The organism is Streptomyces sp. S.PB5, from assembly GCF_030403745.1.
GTDB lineage: Bacteria > Actinomycetota > Actinomycetes > Streptomycetales > Streptomycetaceae > Streptomyces.
Window position 1 is genome coordinate 1 of sequence record NZ_JAQMWP010000039.1, and the last position, 15,679, is coordinate 15,679.

General features: G+C 70.6%; 17 protein-coding genes. 10 read left to right on the top strand and 7 right to left on the bottom strand.

The annotated features are described in order from the left end of the window. A partial coding sequence (locus tag PH203_RS48005) for a transposase (protein ID WP_289929117.1) occupies positions 1-569 on the bottom strand: 569 nt, incomplete at its 3' end. A 224-nt stretch (positions 570-793) separates the two neighbouring features. On the opposite strand from PH203_RS48005, the gene PH203_RS48010 reads away from it, so the two are divergent. After that, on the top strand, positions 794-1,246 hold the full coding sequence (locus tag PH203_RS48010) for an NAD(P)H-dependent oxidoreductase (protein WP_289929120.1): 453 nt from the start codon (positions 794-796) through the stop codon (positions 1,244-1,246). A gap of 76 nt (positions 1,247-1,322) precedes the next feature. On the opposite strand, the gene PH203_RS48015 is transcribed toward PH203_RS48010, so the two are convergent. Beyond that, positions 1,323-1,781 carry a hypothetical protein gene (locus PH203_RS48015; RefSeq protein ID WP_289929123.1) on the bottom strand — a complete coding sequence of 153 codons (459 nt, stop codon included), beginning with the start codon at positions 1,779-1,781 and terminating at the stop codon, positions 1,323-1,325. A gap of 261 nt (positions 1,782-2,042) precedes the next feature. Here PH203_RS48015 and PH203_RS48020 point away from each other — a divergent pair, with 261 nt between their 5' ends. Then, the gene (locus PH203_RS48020; RefSeq protein WP_289929125.1) at positions 2,043-2,696 is read left to right on the top strand and encodes a class I SAM-dependent methyltransferase; all 654 of its coding nucleotides are present in this window, start codon (positions 2,043-2,045) and stop codon (positions 2,694-2,696) included. Here the strand turns inward: PH203_RS48020 and PH203_RS48025 are convergent. Next, complete coding sequence (locus PH203_RS48025; protein ID WP_289929129.1) at positions 2,660-3,355, bottom strand: class I SAM-dependent methyltransferase; 696 nt, start codon at positions 3,353-3,355, stop codon at positions 2,660-2,662. The genes PH203_RS48020 and PH203_RS48025 overlap by 37 nt on opposite strands. An 83-nt stretch (positions 3,356-3,438) precedes the next feature. After that, the gene (locus PH203_RS48030; protein ID WP_289929131.1) at positions 3,439-4,365 is read right to left on the bottom strand and encodes a GNAT family N-acetyltransferase; all 927 of its coding nucleotides are present in this window, start codon (positions 4,363-4,365) and stop codon (positions 3,439-3,441) included. 170 nt (positions 4,366-4,535) lie between these two features. Between PH203_RS48030 and PH203_RS48035 the strand changes: the two genes are divergently transcribed. From PH203_RS48035 to PH203_RS48045, 3 genes are all read left to right on the top strand, one after another. Next, positions 4,536-5,498, top strand: a complete 963-nt coding sequence (locus tag PH203_RS48035) for an ankyrin repeat domain-containing protein (protein WP_289929135.1) — start codon at positions 4,536-4,538, stop codon at positions 5,496-5,498. 307 nt (positions 5,499-5,805) lie between these two features. Then, complete coding sequence (locus tag PH203_RS48040; protein WP_289929136.1) at positions 5,806-7,482, top strand: hypothetical protein; 1,677 nt, start codon at positions 5,806-5,808, stop codon at positions 7,480-7,482. Positions 7,483-7,798: 316 nt separating this feature from the next. After that, entirely contained in the window at positions 7,799-9,526 is a 1,728-nt protein-coding gene (locus PH203_RS48045) for a GAF domain-containing protein (protein WP_289929139.1), read from the top strand. A gap of 34 nt (positions 9,527-9,560) precedes the next feature. On the opposite strand, the gene ppk2 is transcribed toward PH203_RS48045, so the two are convergent. Next, positions 9,561-10,364, bottom strand: coding sequence for a polyphosphate kinase 2 (ppk2, locus tag PH203_RS48050; RefSeq protein ID WP_289929142.1), 804 nt, complete (start codon positions 10,362-10,364; stop codon positions 9,561-9,563). 183 nt (positions 10,365-10,547) lie between these two features. On the opposite strand from ppk2, the gene PH203_RS48055 reads away from it, so the two are divergent. Next, complete coding sequence (locus tag PH203_RS48055) at positions 10,548-11,525, top strand: ABC transporter substrate-binding protein (RefSeq protein WP_289929144.1); 978 nt, start codon at positions 10,548-10,550, stop codon at positions 11,523-11,525. Between the two features lie 58 nt (positions 11,526-11,583). On the opposite strand, the gene PH203_RS48060 is transcribed toward PH203_RS48055, so the two are convergent. Further along, a complete protein-coding gene (locus tag PH203_RS48060; protein ID WP_289929146.1) occupies positions 11,584-12,084 on the bottom strand; it encodes a PaaI family thioesterase in 501 nt (166 codons plus the stop codon). 92 nt (positions 12,085-12,176) lie between these two features. Between PH203_RS48060 and PH203_RS48065 the strand changes: the two genes are divergently transcribed. The 4 genes from PH203_RS48065 to PH203_RS48080 all read left to right on the top strand — a co-directional run bounded on the left by PH203_RS48065 (position 12,177) and on the right by PH203_RS48080 (position 14,337). Next, positions 12,177-12,644, top strand: coding sequence for a helix-turn-helix domain-containing protein (locus PH203_RS48065; protein ID WP_289929149.1), 468 nt, complete (start codon positions 12,177-12,179; stop codon positions 12,642-12,644). Between the two features lie 247 nt (positions 12,645-12,891). Then, positions 12,892-13,038, top strand: coding sequence for a hypothetical protein (locus tag PH203_RS48070; RefSeq protein ID WP_289929150.1), 147 nt, complete (start codon positions 12,892-12,894; stop codon positions 13,036-13,038). 17 nt (positions 13,039-13,055) lie between these two features. Beyond that, positions 13,056-14,141 carry an FAD-dependent oxidoreductase gene (locus tag PH203_RS48075; protein WP_289929151.1) on the top strand — a complete coding sequence of 362 codons (1,086 nt, stop codon included), beginning with the start codon at positions 13,056-13,058 and terminating at the stop codon, positions 14,139-14,141. Positions 14,142-14,190: 49 nt separating this feature from the next. Beyond that, positions 14,191-14,337 carry a hypothetical protein gene (locus PH203_RS48080; RefSeq protein ID WP_289929152.1) on the top strand — a complete coding sequence of 49 codons (147 nt, stop codon included), beginning with the start codon at positions 14,191-14,193 and terminating at the stop codon, positions 14,335-14,337. A 482-nt stretch (positions 14,338-14,819) separates the two neighbouring features. Here the strand turns inward: PH203_RS48080 and PH203_RS48085 are convergent, their stop codons facing one another. Further along, positions 14,820-15,671 (bottom strand): sugar nucleotide-binding protein, encoded by an 852-nt coding sequence (locus tag PH203_RS48085; RefSeq protein ID WP_289929153.1) that lies wholly within the window; start codon positions 15,669-15,671, stop codon positions 14,820-14,822. Between the last annotated feature and the right edge of the window lie 8 nt (positions 15,672-15,679).

The window sequence follows — 15,679 nt, forward strand, 5'->3', positions numbered from 1 at the left end:
TCGGTTTCGGGCATGCGTGCCTGGTCGGCGGCGGGGTCGGTGTCGATGACGAAGGAGGCGAAGAATCTGCCCGCCGCGTCCTTGATAACGGTGACCGAGGACGGCGTGGCGGGCAGGGTCCGAGACCACTTCACCTTCACCGCGCCGATCTTCGGCAGGTTCAGACGGCCGGCGTCCGTGAGGCTCCAGCGGGCGTTGGCCGTGAACCGGATCGACTGCCGCGCGTCCTTACGGGACTTGAACCGGGGACCTCCCACCTTCGGGCCCTTGCGCGTGCCTTTGAGAGAGGCGAAGAAGTTGCGGTAGGCGGTCTCGGCGTCCCGCAGAGACTGCTGGAGGACGACGGCGGAGACCTCACCCAGCCAGGCCCGTTCCGCAGTTCGTTTCGCTTGGGTGATCAGGCGGGTGGACAGTTGCCCGGCCGTCGGGAACGGCTCCCCGGCCTTGCGGGCGTCCTCGCGGGCCCGCACGGCGTCGTTGAACACGACGCGTGCGCACCCGAACGCCCTGGCCAGCGAGGCCTGCTGAGCGGCGTCGGGGTACAACCTGAAGGCGTACCGGAGCTGCATGACGATCACACTAGGCAAGTCGAACCCACGTCGTCACCGGGAACATGTGGACGATCCGTCACCATCACGAAGCAGGGTCCGGCTCGGCCGGAACGAGACCGCGACGCTCCGCGTCGCAGCCGCAAGATTCACTTCACCCCGGCCTGAAGGCCGGAGCACTGTGAATGACCTCCGGTAGTGGTTCGCGTTTGCGCGGGAGGCACGGCCGACGGCAGGGTTCGGGGGTGCCCACCTTGCTGATCGTGCATCACACGCCCTCACCCAACTGCCAGACGATGCTGGAAGCCGTCGTCTCCGGAGCTACGGCACCGGAGATCGAGGGCGTCCAAGTCGTCCGGCGCGCCGCACTGGCGGCCACCGCGTCCGACGTGCTGGCCGCCGACGGCTACCTGCTCGGCACACCGGCCAACCTGGGCTACATGTCCGGGGCTCTGAAGCACTTCTTCGACCAGGTCTACTACCCCTGCCTGGACGACACGAGGGGCCGCCCCTTCGGCTACTACGTACACGGCGGCAACGACGTCACCGGAGCGGTACGCGGCATCGAGTCCATCACCACGGGCCTCGGCTGGCGGCGCGCGACGAACGCCGTGACGGTCACCGGAGAACCGGGCAAGTCAGATGTCGAGGCCTGCTGGGAGCTGGGTGCGACGGTCGCCGCCGGGCTGATGGACTGACGGCGGCTGCCTGTGGCAATGGGCCGACAGTGGCGGCGGGGCGGTTCCGGTCGGCGATTCATGTGACGCTCTGGAGTCAGAGGCCCAGGGCGTCGGCGAAGGAGGAGAAGGCAGGGGCCACGACTCGCCAGGCGCACTCCCGAGAGCTCGTCCAGCAGTCGCTGCCCACGACACGCGGATCGACGGCGCCGGCGCGGTAGTCGAGCGCCAGGGCCACGTCATCACCGGCTCTGCGATTGACGGCGATGAGGATCGCCTGCTCGGTGTCCAGCCAGGGCAGGTCGACGGCGGCCGGGCAGCTGCTGCCGCGGACCGTGCGGAAGAGTTCGCGGAGCCGTGGGTCGTCCGCGAGCCTGTCCAGCGACCGGGACTCGCGCCTCATCTGCTCCGCGCTCGTCAGGAAGTCGAGCGGATCCTCGAACCACGGGATGAGCTTCGTCAGTTCCGCGTCGCCGGGATGGCGCCACCGGCCCTCCCGCATCAGCGCGCTCAGCCGTGCGGGCAGGACGAGTCCACGGACCCCGGAGTGTTCCATGACGGGCAGAATGTCATGGGCACCGGAACCTTCGCCGGCCGGACCTTCGCCGTGCGATCTCGCCCGGTACGCGCAACAGGTCACCGAAGGCCCCGGCCGGCAACAGCAGGTCCGCATAGGGCAGCGCCGCCGCCACCACCGTCGTCGTACGAGGAGCGAATCCAGCTACCCCGCCCGCGGGTTGAGCCAGACCGCCGTGTGCGCCCGGCGGGGCCCCTGAACTCCCGGAGGCCTCGACGCCGCCCGTGGCATGCTTGCCGCATGGGTGATCACGCGCAGCACGACTCCGTGCGCCGCAGCTACGACACCGTGGCCGAGGAGTACGCGACCCGCCTGCACACCGAGTTGGACGCCAAGCCGCTCGACAAGGCCTTGCTCGCGGTTCTGTTGGAGCAGACGGAACCGGGGACCACGATCGGCGACCTGGGCTGCGGGCCCGGACACGTGGCGGCCTGGCTCGCGGAGAAGGGGGCGCGTACGGTCGGGATCGACCTGTCGCCGGGCATGGTCGCGGCGGGCAGGCGGCGCTTCCCCGACGTGGAGTTCCGTGCGGGTGACCTGCTGGAACTACCCGCTGAGGACGCCGAGTTCGGGTCGGTCGCGGCCTTCTACACGATCCTGCACCTCGACCCCGACGAACTGCACCGTGCTTTCAAGGAGATCGAACGCGTCCTGCGCCCCTCGGGCCTGGCCCTCTTCTCCTTCCACATCGGCGAGGAGATCCGGCACGTGGACGAGTGGTGGGGACACAAGGTGGACGTCGACTTCCGCTTCCTCGACCCGACCCACATCGCCGAGCTGCTCGAAACGGCCGGCTTCACGGTGGAGATGCGTATGGAACGCACCCACTACCCCCATGAGGTGGAGACCCGCCGTGCCTACCTGCTGGCCCGCCGCGCGGTGAGCACGGGCTGATAGAAGCCCGTGGACTCCGGTGCGTGCCAGCCGACATCGGTGAAGCCGGCATCCGTCACGAGGCGCGTGAGCTCCCCGCGCGTGAGCGCCCAGGACACGGTCCGGCGGGTGCGGACCGTCCAGGTGCCGCCCGTGGGGAGGAGCTGGATGTGCTCCAGGTCGTAGCGTTCGCCGTCTTCGTGCCAGTGCCACAACTGGAGGCTGATGAAACGGCCTTCGGGAGTCTCGGAGACCTGGGGCGGCTGCGCGCCGGGTCTGGTCGCGAGGATCTCGTCGTAGTCCCGGAGGGTGAGCAGCAGCAGCCCGCCGGTGCGCAGCACCCGCCGCATCTCCCGCAGCGCCGCCGTGACGTCCTCAGCGGTGAGCAGGTGCGCAAGCGAGTTGTCGGCGCAGAGCACGACATCGAACACGGAGCCGGCGAAGGGCAGTCGGCGCATGTCGGCGACCGTCACCGGGAGCCCGACGGCCCGTGCGGCCGCCTCCCGGGAGGCGCGCGCGACGGCGACGGGGCTGAGGTCCGCGCCGACGACCTGGTGCCCCGTCCGGGCCAGCCCGATGGCCTGGGTGCCGATGCCGCAGGAGCAGTCCAGCACCCGCCGCACGCCCGCCCCCAGGCCGTGCTGGATCAGCCCGTCCAGTACCGCCGCCTGGTGCGCCATGCTCGCGTCCCAGTCGGGGAAGATCCGGTGGTAGTCGGGGGCCAGATCGTCGTAGAAGTCCCGCGGCGAGGACCCGTCCTCGTTCAGCTCAGTACCCCTTCCCAGGTGTCGACGGCGTAGTGCAGTGTCATGCCGTTGCGTCCGTACAGCTCGGGAGCCCCGGTGGGATTGGCCGTGTCGACGCCGAGCCCCACCGTGTCGCGCCCGCGCGCTGCGAACGCGGCGAAGGCATGCCGCAGCAGAAACCCGCCCAGGCCCCGGCCACGGCCTTCCCGAAGGACCCCGACACTCCGGATCCACCCCATGGCCTCACGGTCGTCGCGCGCGATCAGGAACCCGGTGTCCCCCGACTCCTCGGTGCTGACGATCCACACCAGCGACCAGTCGAGGGTCTCGGTGTCGACATCGTGCGACCACTGTTCGTAGGTGCGGGGTTGGAAGTCGAAGTGCTCGGCGAAGGCGGCTTGGTAGAGCAGATGGACGCGCCGGTGGTCGGCCTCCGTCGTGCACGGACGGATTCGTGTCCCGGCGGGCGGCACGGGGGCCAGGTCGCCGGCCGGGTCCAGCGGACGCTGCAGCACCTGGTACCGCCGTACGACACGCCACCCCCGAGCCTCGATCAACGACGTGTCGAGCGTGGGCTCGGCATTGAGATGCAGATGCACCACCGCCCTCGCCGCCCCATTGCCCCGGGCCTTGTCGACGGCCCTGACCTGCATCGCGTCGAGGATGCGGGCACCGGCCGGCTGATGGTCGGGAAGGACGTAGTGGTCGATGTCGATGCGCTCGGCGCCGGAGTCGTCCCACAGCACCCCGTAGGCAACCAGCAGGTCCCCGTCGAAGGCCAGCCAGGAGTCCAGCGCGAGGTCGACGTCCGGCCGCTTCAGATCGGCCTCGACCGTCGACAGGTCCGTCTCGCGCCGTCCGATCTCCAACTCGTCGACGGTGTTGAGGAGTTCGGTGATCGCGGGACCGTCGCTGAAGAGGGCCGGGCGCAGGAAGTACGGCATGGAGGCCAGGGTCCTTGGGCATCGAGGGCGGCGGCAACGGATTTTCGGCGGCCCGCGCCTCGGTGGACAGGCCTGCTCGTGGCCGTCGGTCCGCCGGTCCGCCGTGCGGACGATGCGATGTCAGTGGCGTCTGCGAGGGTGTGCATACGAGTGGGAGCGGAGGGGGCATCGTGACAGGCCGGGATGAGGGCTGGGCAGGTATCGCCTGGCGGGACCGGGAGGACTACGACGTGGTACGGCGACGCCTGGACCAGGGCGCCGATCCGGACGGCTGGGGCAGCACCCGCCCCCTCCACGCGGCCGCGGCGGAGGGCTCACCGGAGGTCGTGGCGGAACTGGCCCGGCGCGTCACGGACGTCGACGCGCCGGGCCATGGGACGACCGCGCTGTGGGAGGCCGTCCTCGCCGACCGGCCCGACAACGCTCGCGCTCTCGTGGATGCCGGCGCCGATCCCTGGCGGCCGTCGATCGGCGGCTGGTCACCGGGGCGGCTCGCTCTGGCCGGGCCGGTACCGGACCTGTTCGCGGTGCCCGAGGGGGAAGCCGGACTGAGCGAGGCCGAACAGGTTGCGGTGCGGGAGGGCCGACGGCTCGTGGAGGTGCTGGGGCGGATCGACCAGGACGGCTTCAGCCTGGCGTGCGTCGCCGGAATCGACGCCGAGGAGGCGATGCGCCGGCTGGGGGCGGGGCCTGCGAACGGCGAGGATGTGGACGAGGTGCTGGAGGCCCCGTACGACTTCGAGGTGGACGAGATCCTGCACATCGTCGGTGTGACGACCGTGCCGGGCGGCTGTGTGATCTCCCAGCCGTGGGGGTACGGCCCGCAGATGCCGGGTGTGATGACCCGCCTCTCCACCGGGACCGTCTGTTATGGCCTCTACGCCAACCCCAAGAGCGGCAACCAGGGCAGCATCGCCCGCGACGGGGTCCTGGAAGCGTGGGACCTCCACCCGGGCGGCGCCCCGGGTCCGGACGCGACCTCGGAGGAGGTCCTGGTCGCCTACCTCTTCCGGTACCGCGCGGCGGCCTACGCCTGCGCCTGGGCGGGCCTGCGCCTGCCCGACGCCCGCGCGGTCCTCGGGCCCCCGGATGTCTGGGCCGAACTGCCGCGGCCCGGCTACTGGCACGACTGATGCCGGCCGGCCTCGTGGTGCCGGGAGATGACGCGGCACCTGAGCGCACTCACGGAGTCCTTCGAGCAGACACACGGCTTTCCGCCGGGGGAGAACACCGTGCTGCCGGCGGACCGGGGCACACGCGCCGCGACGACCGAGCTGATGGAACAGCGCCCTGAATCCTTGCCGTTGGGGCTGTCGGCGACGGCGGCACCGCCGCGAGGCGCAGGCCTCGTCGGATCGCGTCACCTCGTGACTTTTCGGTGTGTCGGGCGCAAACCAGCCTGTAACGTCGCCGTTCTGAGCTCGCAGTCAGGGGAATGGCATGGAGTACTACGACCTCGGCACCCACACCCGCGCCGTCACGACGACGTCCCCCGAGGCCCAGTTGTGGTTCGATCGCGGGCTGGTGTGGACGTACGCGTTTCACCATGAGGAGGCCGTGGCGTGCTTCGAGGCGGCGGTCGCGGCCGACCCGGAGTGTGCGATGGCGTACTGGGGGATCGCGTACGCACTCGGGCCCAATTACAACAAGCCGTGGGAGTTCTTCGACGGAGAGGATCTCGTGCGGACCGTCGAGCGCACCCATGCCGCGGTCGAGTCGGCGCACGAGAAGGCCGCGGCCGGGGCCACTCCCGTCGAGCGGGCGCTGATCGGGGCGTTGCGGGCTCGGTACCCGCAGGCGGAGGCCGTCGAGGACTGCTCGGTGTGGAACGCGCCGTATGCGAAGAGCATGCGGGCGGTCCATGAACTCGCCCCGGAGGACCTCGACGTCGCCACGCTGTACGCCGACGCCCTGATGAATCTGACCCCCTGGCAGCTGTGGGACCTGAGGACCGGAGAGCCCGGGAAGGGGGCCCGCACACTGGAGGCCAAAGCCGTGCTCGACCGGGCCCTGGCCATGGATGCCGGGCTGCGGCATCCGGGCGTCCTGCACATGTACATCCATCTGATGGAGATGTCACCGGCACCCGAGGCCGCCCTGCCCGTCGCCGACCGACTGCGCGGACTCGTGCCCGACGCCGGACATCTGCAGCACATGCCCACCCATCTGGACGTGCTGTGCGGTGACTACCGCCGCGTCGTGTCGGACAACGCCGCGGCCATCGTCGCCGACGAGAAGTTCCATGCGCGGTCCGGCGCGATGAACTTCTACACGCTCTACCGGTCCCACAACTTCCACTTCAAGATCTACGGCGCGATGTTCCTCGGCCGGTCCCGGATCGCCCTGGAGACCGCCGCCCAACTGGAGGCGTCCATCCCGGAGGACCTGCTGCGGGTGCAGAGCCCGCCCATGGCGGACTGGCTGGAGGGATTCCTCGCCATGCGGGTCCATGTGCTGATCCGCTTCGGCCGGTGGGCCGACATTCTGCGGCTGCCGCTGCCCGCCGATCCCGAGCTGTACAGCGTCACCACCGCCATGCTGCACTACGCGCGCGGTGTCGCCCTGTCGGCCACCGGAAGGGTGGAGGAGGCCGCGGCCGAGCGACGGCTGTTCCAGGAGGCCGTCGGCCGCGTACCGGAGACCCGGATGCTGTTCAACAACACCTGCGCCGACATCCTCGCCATCGCCTCGGAGATGCTCGACGGCGAACTCGAGTACCGCAAGGGCGACTTCGACGCCGCCTTCGCCGCGCTGGAGCGGTCGATCGACCTCGACGACAACCTGCCCTACGACGAGCCGTGGGGCTGGATGCAGCCCACTCGCCATGCCTACGGCGCCCTGCTCCTGGAGCAGGGGCGGGTCGAGGAGGCGGAGGCGGTCTACCGCGCCGACCTGGGACTCGACGACACACTCCCGCGTGCGCTCCAGCATCCCGGGAACGTGTGGGCGCTGCACGGGTTCCACGAGTGTCTGGTCCGGCTCGGCAAGGCGGGCGAGGCGCAGATCGTGGCCCAGCAGCTGAAGATCGCCGTGGCGCTGGCGGACGTACCGATCGAGGCGTCGTGCTTCTGCCGGCTTGGGGCCGTGTCCGCTGACGACTGTTGTGGGCACTCCTGAGCTTCTTGGCCCCGTGGGTGAGGCTCGCTTCGCAGCCCGACCCCGGGGAGCCTTTCACCCGGTGACAACGGGCTGACCGTGAACGTCCGGACCCCGGACGCGGACCCGGCGGTACACCGTCCGGACCGACGGTCGCGGCCTACCCCGAGAAGGCCTCACGGCATCTGTGGGAACGGCACATTTTCACCGCTGCCCCTGCTGTCGGCCTAGCAGGTCAGGGATGCTCCCGTCCCGCTCTTTGCCGGGGACCGATACCGTGGCACTCAGAGGCAACGGCCGGGCGTCGGTACGGCGAGCGGGATCTGGAGGATGACCGGTGGGAAGCCCCGAGGAGCGGCGGCAGGCCAGGGTGCGACTGCCGCAGCTGCGGCTGGACGAGCTGCTGGAGGAACTGCAGGCCCGGCTGGACGCGGCCCGCGGTACGCGCGACCGGGTGCACAGCCTCCTGGAGGCGGTGCTCTCCGTCGGCCGTGAGCTCGATCTGGAGCAGGCCCTGCACAGCATCGTGCAGGCGGCGGCCGTACTCGTGGACGCCGAGTACGCGGCACTCGGTGTGATCGGTCCGGACGGCACCCGGCTCTCCGCCTTCCTCACCGTCGGTGTCGCCGACGAGCAGATCGCCGCCATCGGGCACTTCCCGGAGGGCCACGGAATCCTGGGCGAGCTGATCCGCCGCCCCGAGCCCCTGCGGCTGGCGAAGATCTCCGAGCACTCCGCCTCCTACGGCTTCCCGGCCCACCACCCGCCGATGAACACCTTCCTCGGCGTCCCGATCCGGGTGCGCGACCAGGTCTTCGGCAACCTCTATCTGACCGAGAAGCGGGGCGGGGCGCAGTTCGACGAGGAGGACGAGTCGGTCCTCGCCACCCTGGCCGTCGCGGCCGGCGTGGCCATCGACAACGCCCGGCTCTACGAGGAGTCCCGGCTGCGTGAGCGGTGGCTGCGGGCGAGCGCCGAGATCACCCACAGCCTGATGTCCGGCAGTACCCGGGGTGAGGTCCTCGGGCTCATCGCCGAGCGGGCCAGGGAGATCACCGGGGCGGCACTCGCCGTCGTCGCGGTGCCGATGCCGGACACCGACTCGCTCACCGTGGAACTGGCCATCGGTGAGGGCGCCGAGGCCCACCGTGGTCTGGTGCTGCCCCGGGACGACAGTCTGATGGGCCGGGCCTTCACCGGCGCCGCCCCCGTCACCAGCGACGATGTCGCGCGGGACGAGCGGGTGGCGTCCGGCCCGCCCCGCTTCGCCGGACTCGGCCCGGCGGTGGCCGTACCGATCGGTACCGGCGACAGTGTGCGGGGCGTCGCCCTGCTGGTCCGGGCCGCCGGTCGGACGGCGTTCGCCGAGAAGGAGACCGAGCCGCTTCAGGCGTTCGCCGCGCAGGCCTCGGTGGCGATGGAGCTCGCGGACCGCCGCAGGGACGCCGAGCAGATCGCCGTACTGCAGGACCGTGACCGGATCGCCCGTGATCTGCACGACCTGGCGATCCAGCGGCTCTTCGCCACCGGCATGACACTGCAGAGCGCCGGCCGCTTCATCGAGCACCCTGAGGCCTCGGAGCGGGTGCTGCGGGCGGTGGACGACCTCGACGAGACCATCAAGATCATCAGGTCGACGATCTTCGGTCTGCGTTCGCACACGGACGCGGCGGGGCCGAGCCTGCGCTCCCGTGCCGTCCGCGCAGTCGGCGAGGCGGCGCCGGTCCTCGGGTTCGCGCCGAGCGTGCGGATGGAGGGCCTGCTCGACACCCATGTGCCGAAGGCCGTCGCCGACCACGTCATGGCCGTCCTCTCTGAGGCGCTGACCAACATCGCCCGGCACGCCCACGCGGGCCGCGCCGACGTGGTGCTGGAGACCGACGGGCACGAGGTGCGGCTGACGGTGGCCGACGACGGCGTGGGTGTTCCGGCGGAGGGCCGCCGCAGCGGGCTGCGCAACATGGCGGAACGGGCGGAACAGCTCGGCGGGGCCATGGAGTTGACCGGCCCGCCCGGGGGCGGGACGAGTCTGGTGTGGCGGGCTCCGGTGGCGGACGGCGCCTGAGCCGACCGGGCCACCGGGGTGCGTGCGCCGTGCTTCACAGGCCTGCCGCGTGGTCCGGGACATAGGTCTGCAGGTCACGCGGGGTGCGCTGGTAGCCGGTCGACTCCGGTCGCTCCGGCAGCTCCAGCACGGGGGGCGGCACGTCGTGGTACGGCACCGAATCGAGCAGATCGGCGATCATGTTCAGCCGGGCCCGGCGTTTGTCGTCGCTCTCCACGATGTGCCAGGGTGCCTCGGCGACATCGGTGTGCACCATCATCTCGTCCTTGGCGCGGGAGTACGCCTCCCAGCGGGTGATGGACTCCAGGTCCATCGGGGACAGCTTCCAGCGCCGCAGCGGATCCTCCAGACGGCGCCGGAAACGGTCCTGCTGCTCGGTGTCGCTCACCGAGAACCAGTACTTGCGCAGCAGGATGCCGTCCTCCACCAGCATCCGCTCGAAGATCGGGCACTGGCGCAGGAAGAGCTGGTACTCCTCCTTGGTGCAGAAGCCCATCACATGCTCGACCCCGGCCCGGTTGTACCAGGACCGGTCGAACAGCACGATCTCCCCGGCGGCCGGCAGGTGTTCGACGTACCGCTGGAAGTACCACTGGGTGCGCTGGCGCTCGGTCGGCTTGGGCAGGGCCGCGATCCGGGCGACGCGTGGATTGAGGTGTTCGGCGACCCGTTTGATGGTGCCGCCCTTGCCTGCCGCGTCCCGCCCCTCGAAGACGACGACCAGCCGGGCGCCTTCGGCCCGTACCCACTCCTGGAGCTTCACCAACTCCGTCTGGAGTCGCAGCAGTTCCGTCTCGTACGCCTTGCGCGGCAGCCTGGCCGCCTTCTTGCCCGCCATGCCAGCACGGTACTGGGGCGCCGGTGTCCGCGCATCGTGGACGGACCCTTGCGCGGAGTACTGACAGCGTGAAATGCGGCGTGTAGATTGCGGCCGTCGCGAAAATGCACAAAATCAGTCGGGCTGTCGAGCCGCACCAGGACAGCCGTGGTCTCTTCCCCACCCCTTCCCTCAGGAGAGCCCATGCAAAGGCGCATTCTCGGGCTTGGCGCAGCGTTGATCATCGTCGTCGGTGTGGCCGGATGCGGATCGGGGGACTCGGGAACGGGTGGTTCGTCGGCGTCGGGCGGAAGCGGGACCACGAAGGTCAAGGTCGGCATCATCCCCATCGTGGACGTGGCCCCGCTCTACCTGGGGCAGGAGGAGGGGTTCTTCAGCAGTCGAGGCATCACTTTGGAGATGGTCGCCGCCCAGGGCGGTGCCGCGATCATCCCCGGGGTGGCGAGCGGCCAGTTCGAGTTCGGGTTCAGCAACACGACGTCGCTGATGGTCGCCCAGGTCAAGGGAGTTCCGGTCAAGTCCGTGGCCAACGGCGCGGCCTCCAACGGCAAGGTGGGCGGCGACGTCACCGCCGTGATGGTGAAGAAGGACAGCCCCGTCAAGTCGGCCAAGGACCTCGCCGGGCGCACGGTCGCGGTGAACACCTTGCAGAACATCGGCTCCACCACCGTGAACGAGTCGGTCCGCAAGGACGGCGGCGATCCGTCGAAGGTCAAGTTCGTCGAGATCCCCTTCGATCAGATGCCGGCCGCCGTCGACGACGGCCGGGTGGACGCCGCCTGGATGGGCGAGCCCGCGCAGACGATCGCCAAGGCACAGGGTGCCCGCGTCATCGCCTCGCCGTTCGCCGAGACGGATCCCGAGCTCACCGTGGCCACCTATTTCACTTCGACGAAGACCGCCGAGCAGGACCCCGACCTGGTCAAGCGGTTCACCGAAGCGATGACCGAGTCCCTGGAGTACGCCTCCGCCCACCCGGACGAGGCACGCCGGACCCTCACCACCTACACCAAGATCAGCGGTGACGTCCTGAAGAACCTCATCCTGCCCAGCTGGCCGGCCGAGGTCGACATGGCCTCGCTGGAGAAGCTGGCCTCGCTCAGCGAGGAGGACGGCCTGTTCGGCGACAAGAAGCCCGACCTGGCCGCCCTGTTCTCCTGAGCCGGTCGCGTCCGCCCCGCGTGCGGCCTGGTCGTGGCCACGGGCCTGTGGCCGTCGCTCAGGCCGCGGAGCCGGGGATCGGGAACAGCATGCAGCTGCTGGTGGCGTGGGCGAGCAGGCGGTCCTTGTCGTCGACGAGCCTGGCCTCGGCGAGCGCGGTCTGCCGCCCTCGGCTGACGATCGTGCCGATGGCCCGGACCCGGCCCGTCTCCACGGTCATCCGCTTCAGGAACTTCACGTTCAGGTCGAGCGAGGTGTAGCCCATGCCGGGCGGGAGCGTGGACTGCACGGCACAGCCCGCCGCCGAGTCGAGCAGGGTGGCGTAGACGCCGCCGTGCACGCTGCCGATCGGGTTGTAGTGCTCCTCGCCCGGGGTGATCGAGAAGACGGCCCTGCCCTCGTCCACCTCGTCGAGGGTGAAGTCGAGGGTCGCCCCGATGGGCGGCGCGGGGAGGAGCCCCTTCTGTACCTGGCGCAGCAACTCCAGGCCCGAAGCGCGCCCGACGGCTGCGGCGGTGATCGAAGGGTCGTCCCACTCGTAGGTGCGTGACCGTCCCATGACTTGGCATCCTCTCGGCTGACTTCGTTGATTGAAGCTAGCTGGGTGTCCACCTGGCTGTCAAAGGTGAAGCCAGCCTTTAGTATGGGGGAATGGAGTGGCTTGAGGTCAGCACGGAGAACTGCCCCGTCCAGCGCACGCTCGATCTGGTCGGGGAGAAGTGGACCCTGCTGATCGTGCGGGACGTCGCCTGCGGTGTGCGCCGCTTCGACGACTTCCGCCGGCACATCGGACTGTCGGAGGCGATCCTGAGCGACCGGCTGCGGAAACTGACCGCGGCCGGCATCCTGACGACCGTCGCCTACCAGGAGCCCGGCAGCCGGTCCCGCAAGGAGTACCGGCTGACCCGCAAGGGGTGGGACCTGTGGCCCGTGCTCGTCGCACTGCGGCAGTGGGGCGACACCTACGCGGCGGATCCCGAAGGCCCGGTCATGGACCAGCGGCACGCCGGATGCGGGGCCCCGGTCCGGGCCGTCGTCACATGCACCGAGGAGCACGTGTCCCTGGCCCCCAGGGAGGTCACGGCCAGGCCGGGCCCGGGCGCACGACGACGGAGCTGAGCAGATACCCGGCACGCCGGGGCCCCAGAGACTCACCCCCCGGTGACCATCGCCGGCGTGAGCTCGGGCGCCCTGTCCGCCCAGGCCAAGGAGGCGCCCGGGCGCGGTGCCGGCGAGGTCGGGACCTCGACGACCACCAGGACGGCGGCCGTGACCGGGCCGAGTACCGTGACCCGGGTCGAGGAACTGTCCGCGCGCCTGGACCTCGTCGGCGCCGGCTGTCGGCCGGCCGACTGTGCTGCGGGTGATGACCAGGCAGGGACGGACCCGCGTCTGCGTGTGCGTCCGCGCCTGCGGCAAGGCCCACCTCCTGCGTCTGGAGCCCGAGGACCTGGTCGCCCTTACGATCGAGTCCGCCGCCACGGCCCGAGCGCCGCTCGCGGGTACGAACTGAATCTCCGGGGAGGGACTGTGATCGCCGTCGTAGGTGCCGGTCTGATGGGAGCGGCCACCGCCTGGCAACTCGCCCGCCGCGGCCACGAGGTCACGCTGATCGAGGCGTACGACATCGGCCACAAGCGGGGGAGCTCGCACGGCAGTTCACGGATTTTCCGGCGGGCCTACGCCGAGAAGCTCTACGTGGAGCTGACCGGGCAGGCCTACGAGGAATGGCGCGAGTTGGAGCACGACAGCTCGACTCCCTTGCTGCGCACGACCGGTGGTGTCGACTTCGGGGCGGGGCGTGACCCGGAAGGGCTGGCGCGTGTGCTGGGCGGGGCCCGGGTGCCGCACGAAGTCCTGTCCGCCCAGGAGGCGTCGGAGCGCTGGCCGTACATCCGCTTCGACGGGCCCGTCCTGTACCACCCCGGCGCCGGAGTGATCGATGCCGACCAGACCGTCGCGGCCTGTGTGCGCAGGGCCGTCGAGCACGGGGCGGACGCGTGGATCGGCGTACGGGTCACCGGGTTCGAGCTGGGGGAGAAGGCACTCCTGCGTACCGACGACGGCCGTGAACTGACCGCCGACACGGTCGTGATCGCCGCCGGAGCGTGGCTGCCCGAGCTCGGACTGCCGCTTTTGCTGCAGCAGTTGAAGGTGACCCAGCAGCAGGTCTTCCACTTCCGTCAGCGGGACCCGTCGGTGGTGTGGCCGACGGTGGTCTTCCAGGACCAGACGATGCAGACGTACGGGCTGCCGTCCGGGAGTGACGGCGGACCGCTGCCCGCGGTCAAGGTCGCCGAGCACGACCGCGGCACCCCTACCAAGGCCAGCACCCGGACCGGCGTCGTCGACCCCTCGTCGCGCACCCGTGTCGGCGACTTCGTCCGGGACCGGCTCCCGGGCCTCGATCCGGCCCCGGTCGCGGAGGCGACCTGTCTGTACACCACCGCCCCGAACGACGACTTCGTCCTCGACCGGATCGGTCCCCTCGTCGTCGTGTCCGCCTGCTCGGGCCAGGGCGCCAAGTTCACCCCGCTCATCGGCGCGATGGCCGCCGACCTCGCCACGGGCCGCGCCGAGCCCTGCCGCCGTTTCCAGCTGAAAGGCCCTGCGTAGGAAGCGCCGGTGACCGAGAGCCCCGAACCCGCGCGGCCTCGACGTCCCCATGGCGGACCGGTTCAGCGGGCGGGCCGTGTCGACGCGGCGGCTGGCCGGGGCGGTCACCGAAGTCGCCCTGGACGGTGGCTCGGTGGTGGTCAAGGACACCGGATGCGCGGCGGAGGTAGGTGGCGAGACGGCCGGGCTGCGGTGACCGGCACCGGTTTCGTGTCCGAGGGGCGGCCGAGTGCGGGGGCCGCGGGACACCTGCCGGCTCCCGGGTGGGCCGGCACCCCGACCATGCCGAACGGTCCGCGTACTTCGACACGTTGACCGAGTTCACCGGCCTGTGCACGCTCGACGAGGACGCGTCCGGCTTCACCGGCGTAGGGTCGGGGCCGGTGAACTTCAGGCCCCGACGCCGTCCCGCCACACCCCGTTGATCGACGTGGTGCGCGAGTTCGCGATCGCTGCCGAGAAACGGCAGGGCTGCCCCTACGGCATCGACGAACACGTTGAGATGCCCGCCGTGCGGGACCTGCGCGCCGTGGTCCGCCGTACCGACGCCCTGGCCCTCGCGCAAGGTTCGCCCTGCGCGGTCGAGGTGGAGTTCACGGATGACGAAGATCTCGTGGCCTTGGTGGAAGCCGTAGGGGTGGCGCATCCGGGACCGGGGATCGTCGTCACCCGGAAGTCCTACCCGTGGGCGACTCCGCCCTCGCGGGTTCCGACTCGCAGGAACGTGCGGGCGCCGCGGAGCCGAGTGGTGATGAGTGCTTGGGACGTGGTGCTGTCCAGGCGGACGTCCAGTGCCCCGGGGATGCCGGTGTCGGCCCGGCGGCCGGAGGGCAGGCGGGTGGGGTCCAGACCGTCGCGACGGGCGATGAGGACACCGAGTTCGTGGCGGCTGAGGGCGTCCGGGCCGGCCAGGTGGAAGACGCCGGAGTGGTCGCAGGCGGCGAGTTCCAGGAGGGCCGAGGCGAGATCCTCCACGTGGACCGGGCAGCGGACGGTGTCGGTGAACAGGACCCCGCCGTGCCTGCCTTCCGCCAGGGAACGGACCATCCGCTCGTGCACGGAACCGCCGGACCCGATGATCAACGAGGTGCGCGCGACCACGGCAGCTGGGGCCAGGAGCCGTACCGCGCTCTCGGCGGCGGCCTTGGCGGCGCCGTACGGAGTGACCGGATCGGGCAGGCAGCGCTCGTCGTAGTGGACCCGGGAGCCGGAGAACACCGCGTCGCTCGACACGTGCACCAGACGGCGGCCGAGCCGGGCCGATGCCATCGCCACGTGGATCGAACCGTCCGCCGTCACCTCCCAGTCGCTCCCTCCGCTCGTCACGTCGATGACGGCCTGAGGGGCGATCGACGCCAGAGCCGCCTCGACCTCCGCACCCTTGCGGACGTCGAGCCGGTGCCATGTGGCACCGGAGCCGTCGCCGGGCCGGGAATGGTAGGTCGCGGCCGTCTCCCAGCCCGCTGCCGTGGACCGACGCACGAGCTCCGTTCCCAGAAACCCGCTGCCACCGATGATCAGCACCTTCATGGTGCTCT

Excerpts from the sequence above, each read along its gene's own strand:
- PH203_RS48060 (WP_289929146.1), bottom strand. The coding sequence starts at position 12,084 with ATGGGACGGTCACGCACCTACGAGTGGGACGACCCTTCGATCACCGCC.
- PH203_RS48030 (WP_289929131.1), bottom strand. The coding sequence starts at position 4,365 with ATGCCGTACTTCCTGCGCCCGGCCCTCTTCAGCGACGGTCCCGCGATC.
- PH203_RS48080 (WP_289929152.1), top strand. The coding sequence starts at position 14,191 with ATGGCGGACCGGTTCAGCGGGCGGGCCGTGTCGACGCGGCGGCTGGCC.
- PH203_RS48085 (WP_289929153.1), bottom strand. The coding sequence starts at position 15,671 with ATGAAGGTGCTGATCATCGGTGGCAGCGGGTTTCTGGGAACGGAGCTC.
- PH203_RS48015 (WP_289929123.1), bottom strand. The coding sequence starts at position 1,781 with ATGGAACACTCCGGGGTCCGTGGACTCGTCCTGCCCGCACGGCTGAGC.
- ppk2 (WP_289929142.1), bottom strand. The coding sequence starts at position 10,364 with ATGGCGGGCAAGAAGGCGGCCAGGCTGCCGCGCAAGGCGTACGAGACG.
- PH203_RS48070 (WP_289929150.1), top strand. The coding sequence starts at position 12,892 with ATGACCAGGCAGGGACGGACCCGCGTCTGCGTGTGCGTCCGCGCCTGC.
- PH203_RS48040 (WP_289929136.1), top strand. The coding sequence starts at position 5,806 with ATGGAGTACTACGACCTCGGCACCCACACCCGCGCCGTCACGACGACG.
- PH203_RS48025 (WP_289929129.1), bottom strand. The coding sequence starts at position 3,355 with ATGGCGCACCAGGCGGCGGTACTGGACGGGCTGATCCAGCACGGCCTG.
- PH203_RS48020 (WP_289929125.1), top strand. The coding sequence starts at position 2,043 with ATGGGTGATCACGCGCAGCACGACTCCGTGCGCCGCAGCTACGACACC.
- PH203_RS48055 (WP_289929144.1), top strand. The coding sequence starts at position 10,548 with ATGCAAAGGCGCATTCTCGGGCTTGGCGCAGCGTTGATCATCGTCGTC.
- PH203_RS48065 (WP_289929149.1), top strand. The coding sequence starts at position 12,177 with ATGGAGTGGCTTGAGGTCAGCACGGAGAACTGCCCCGTCCAGCGCACG.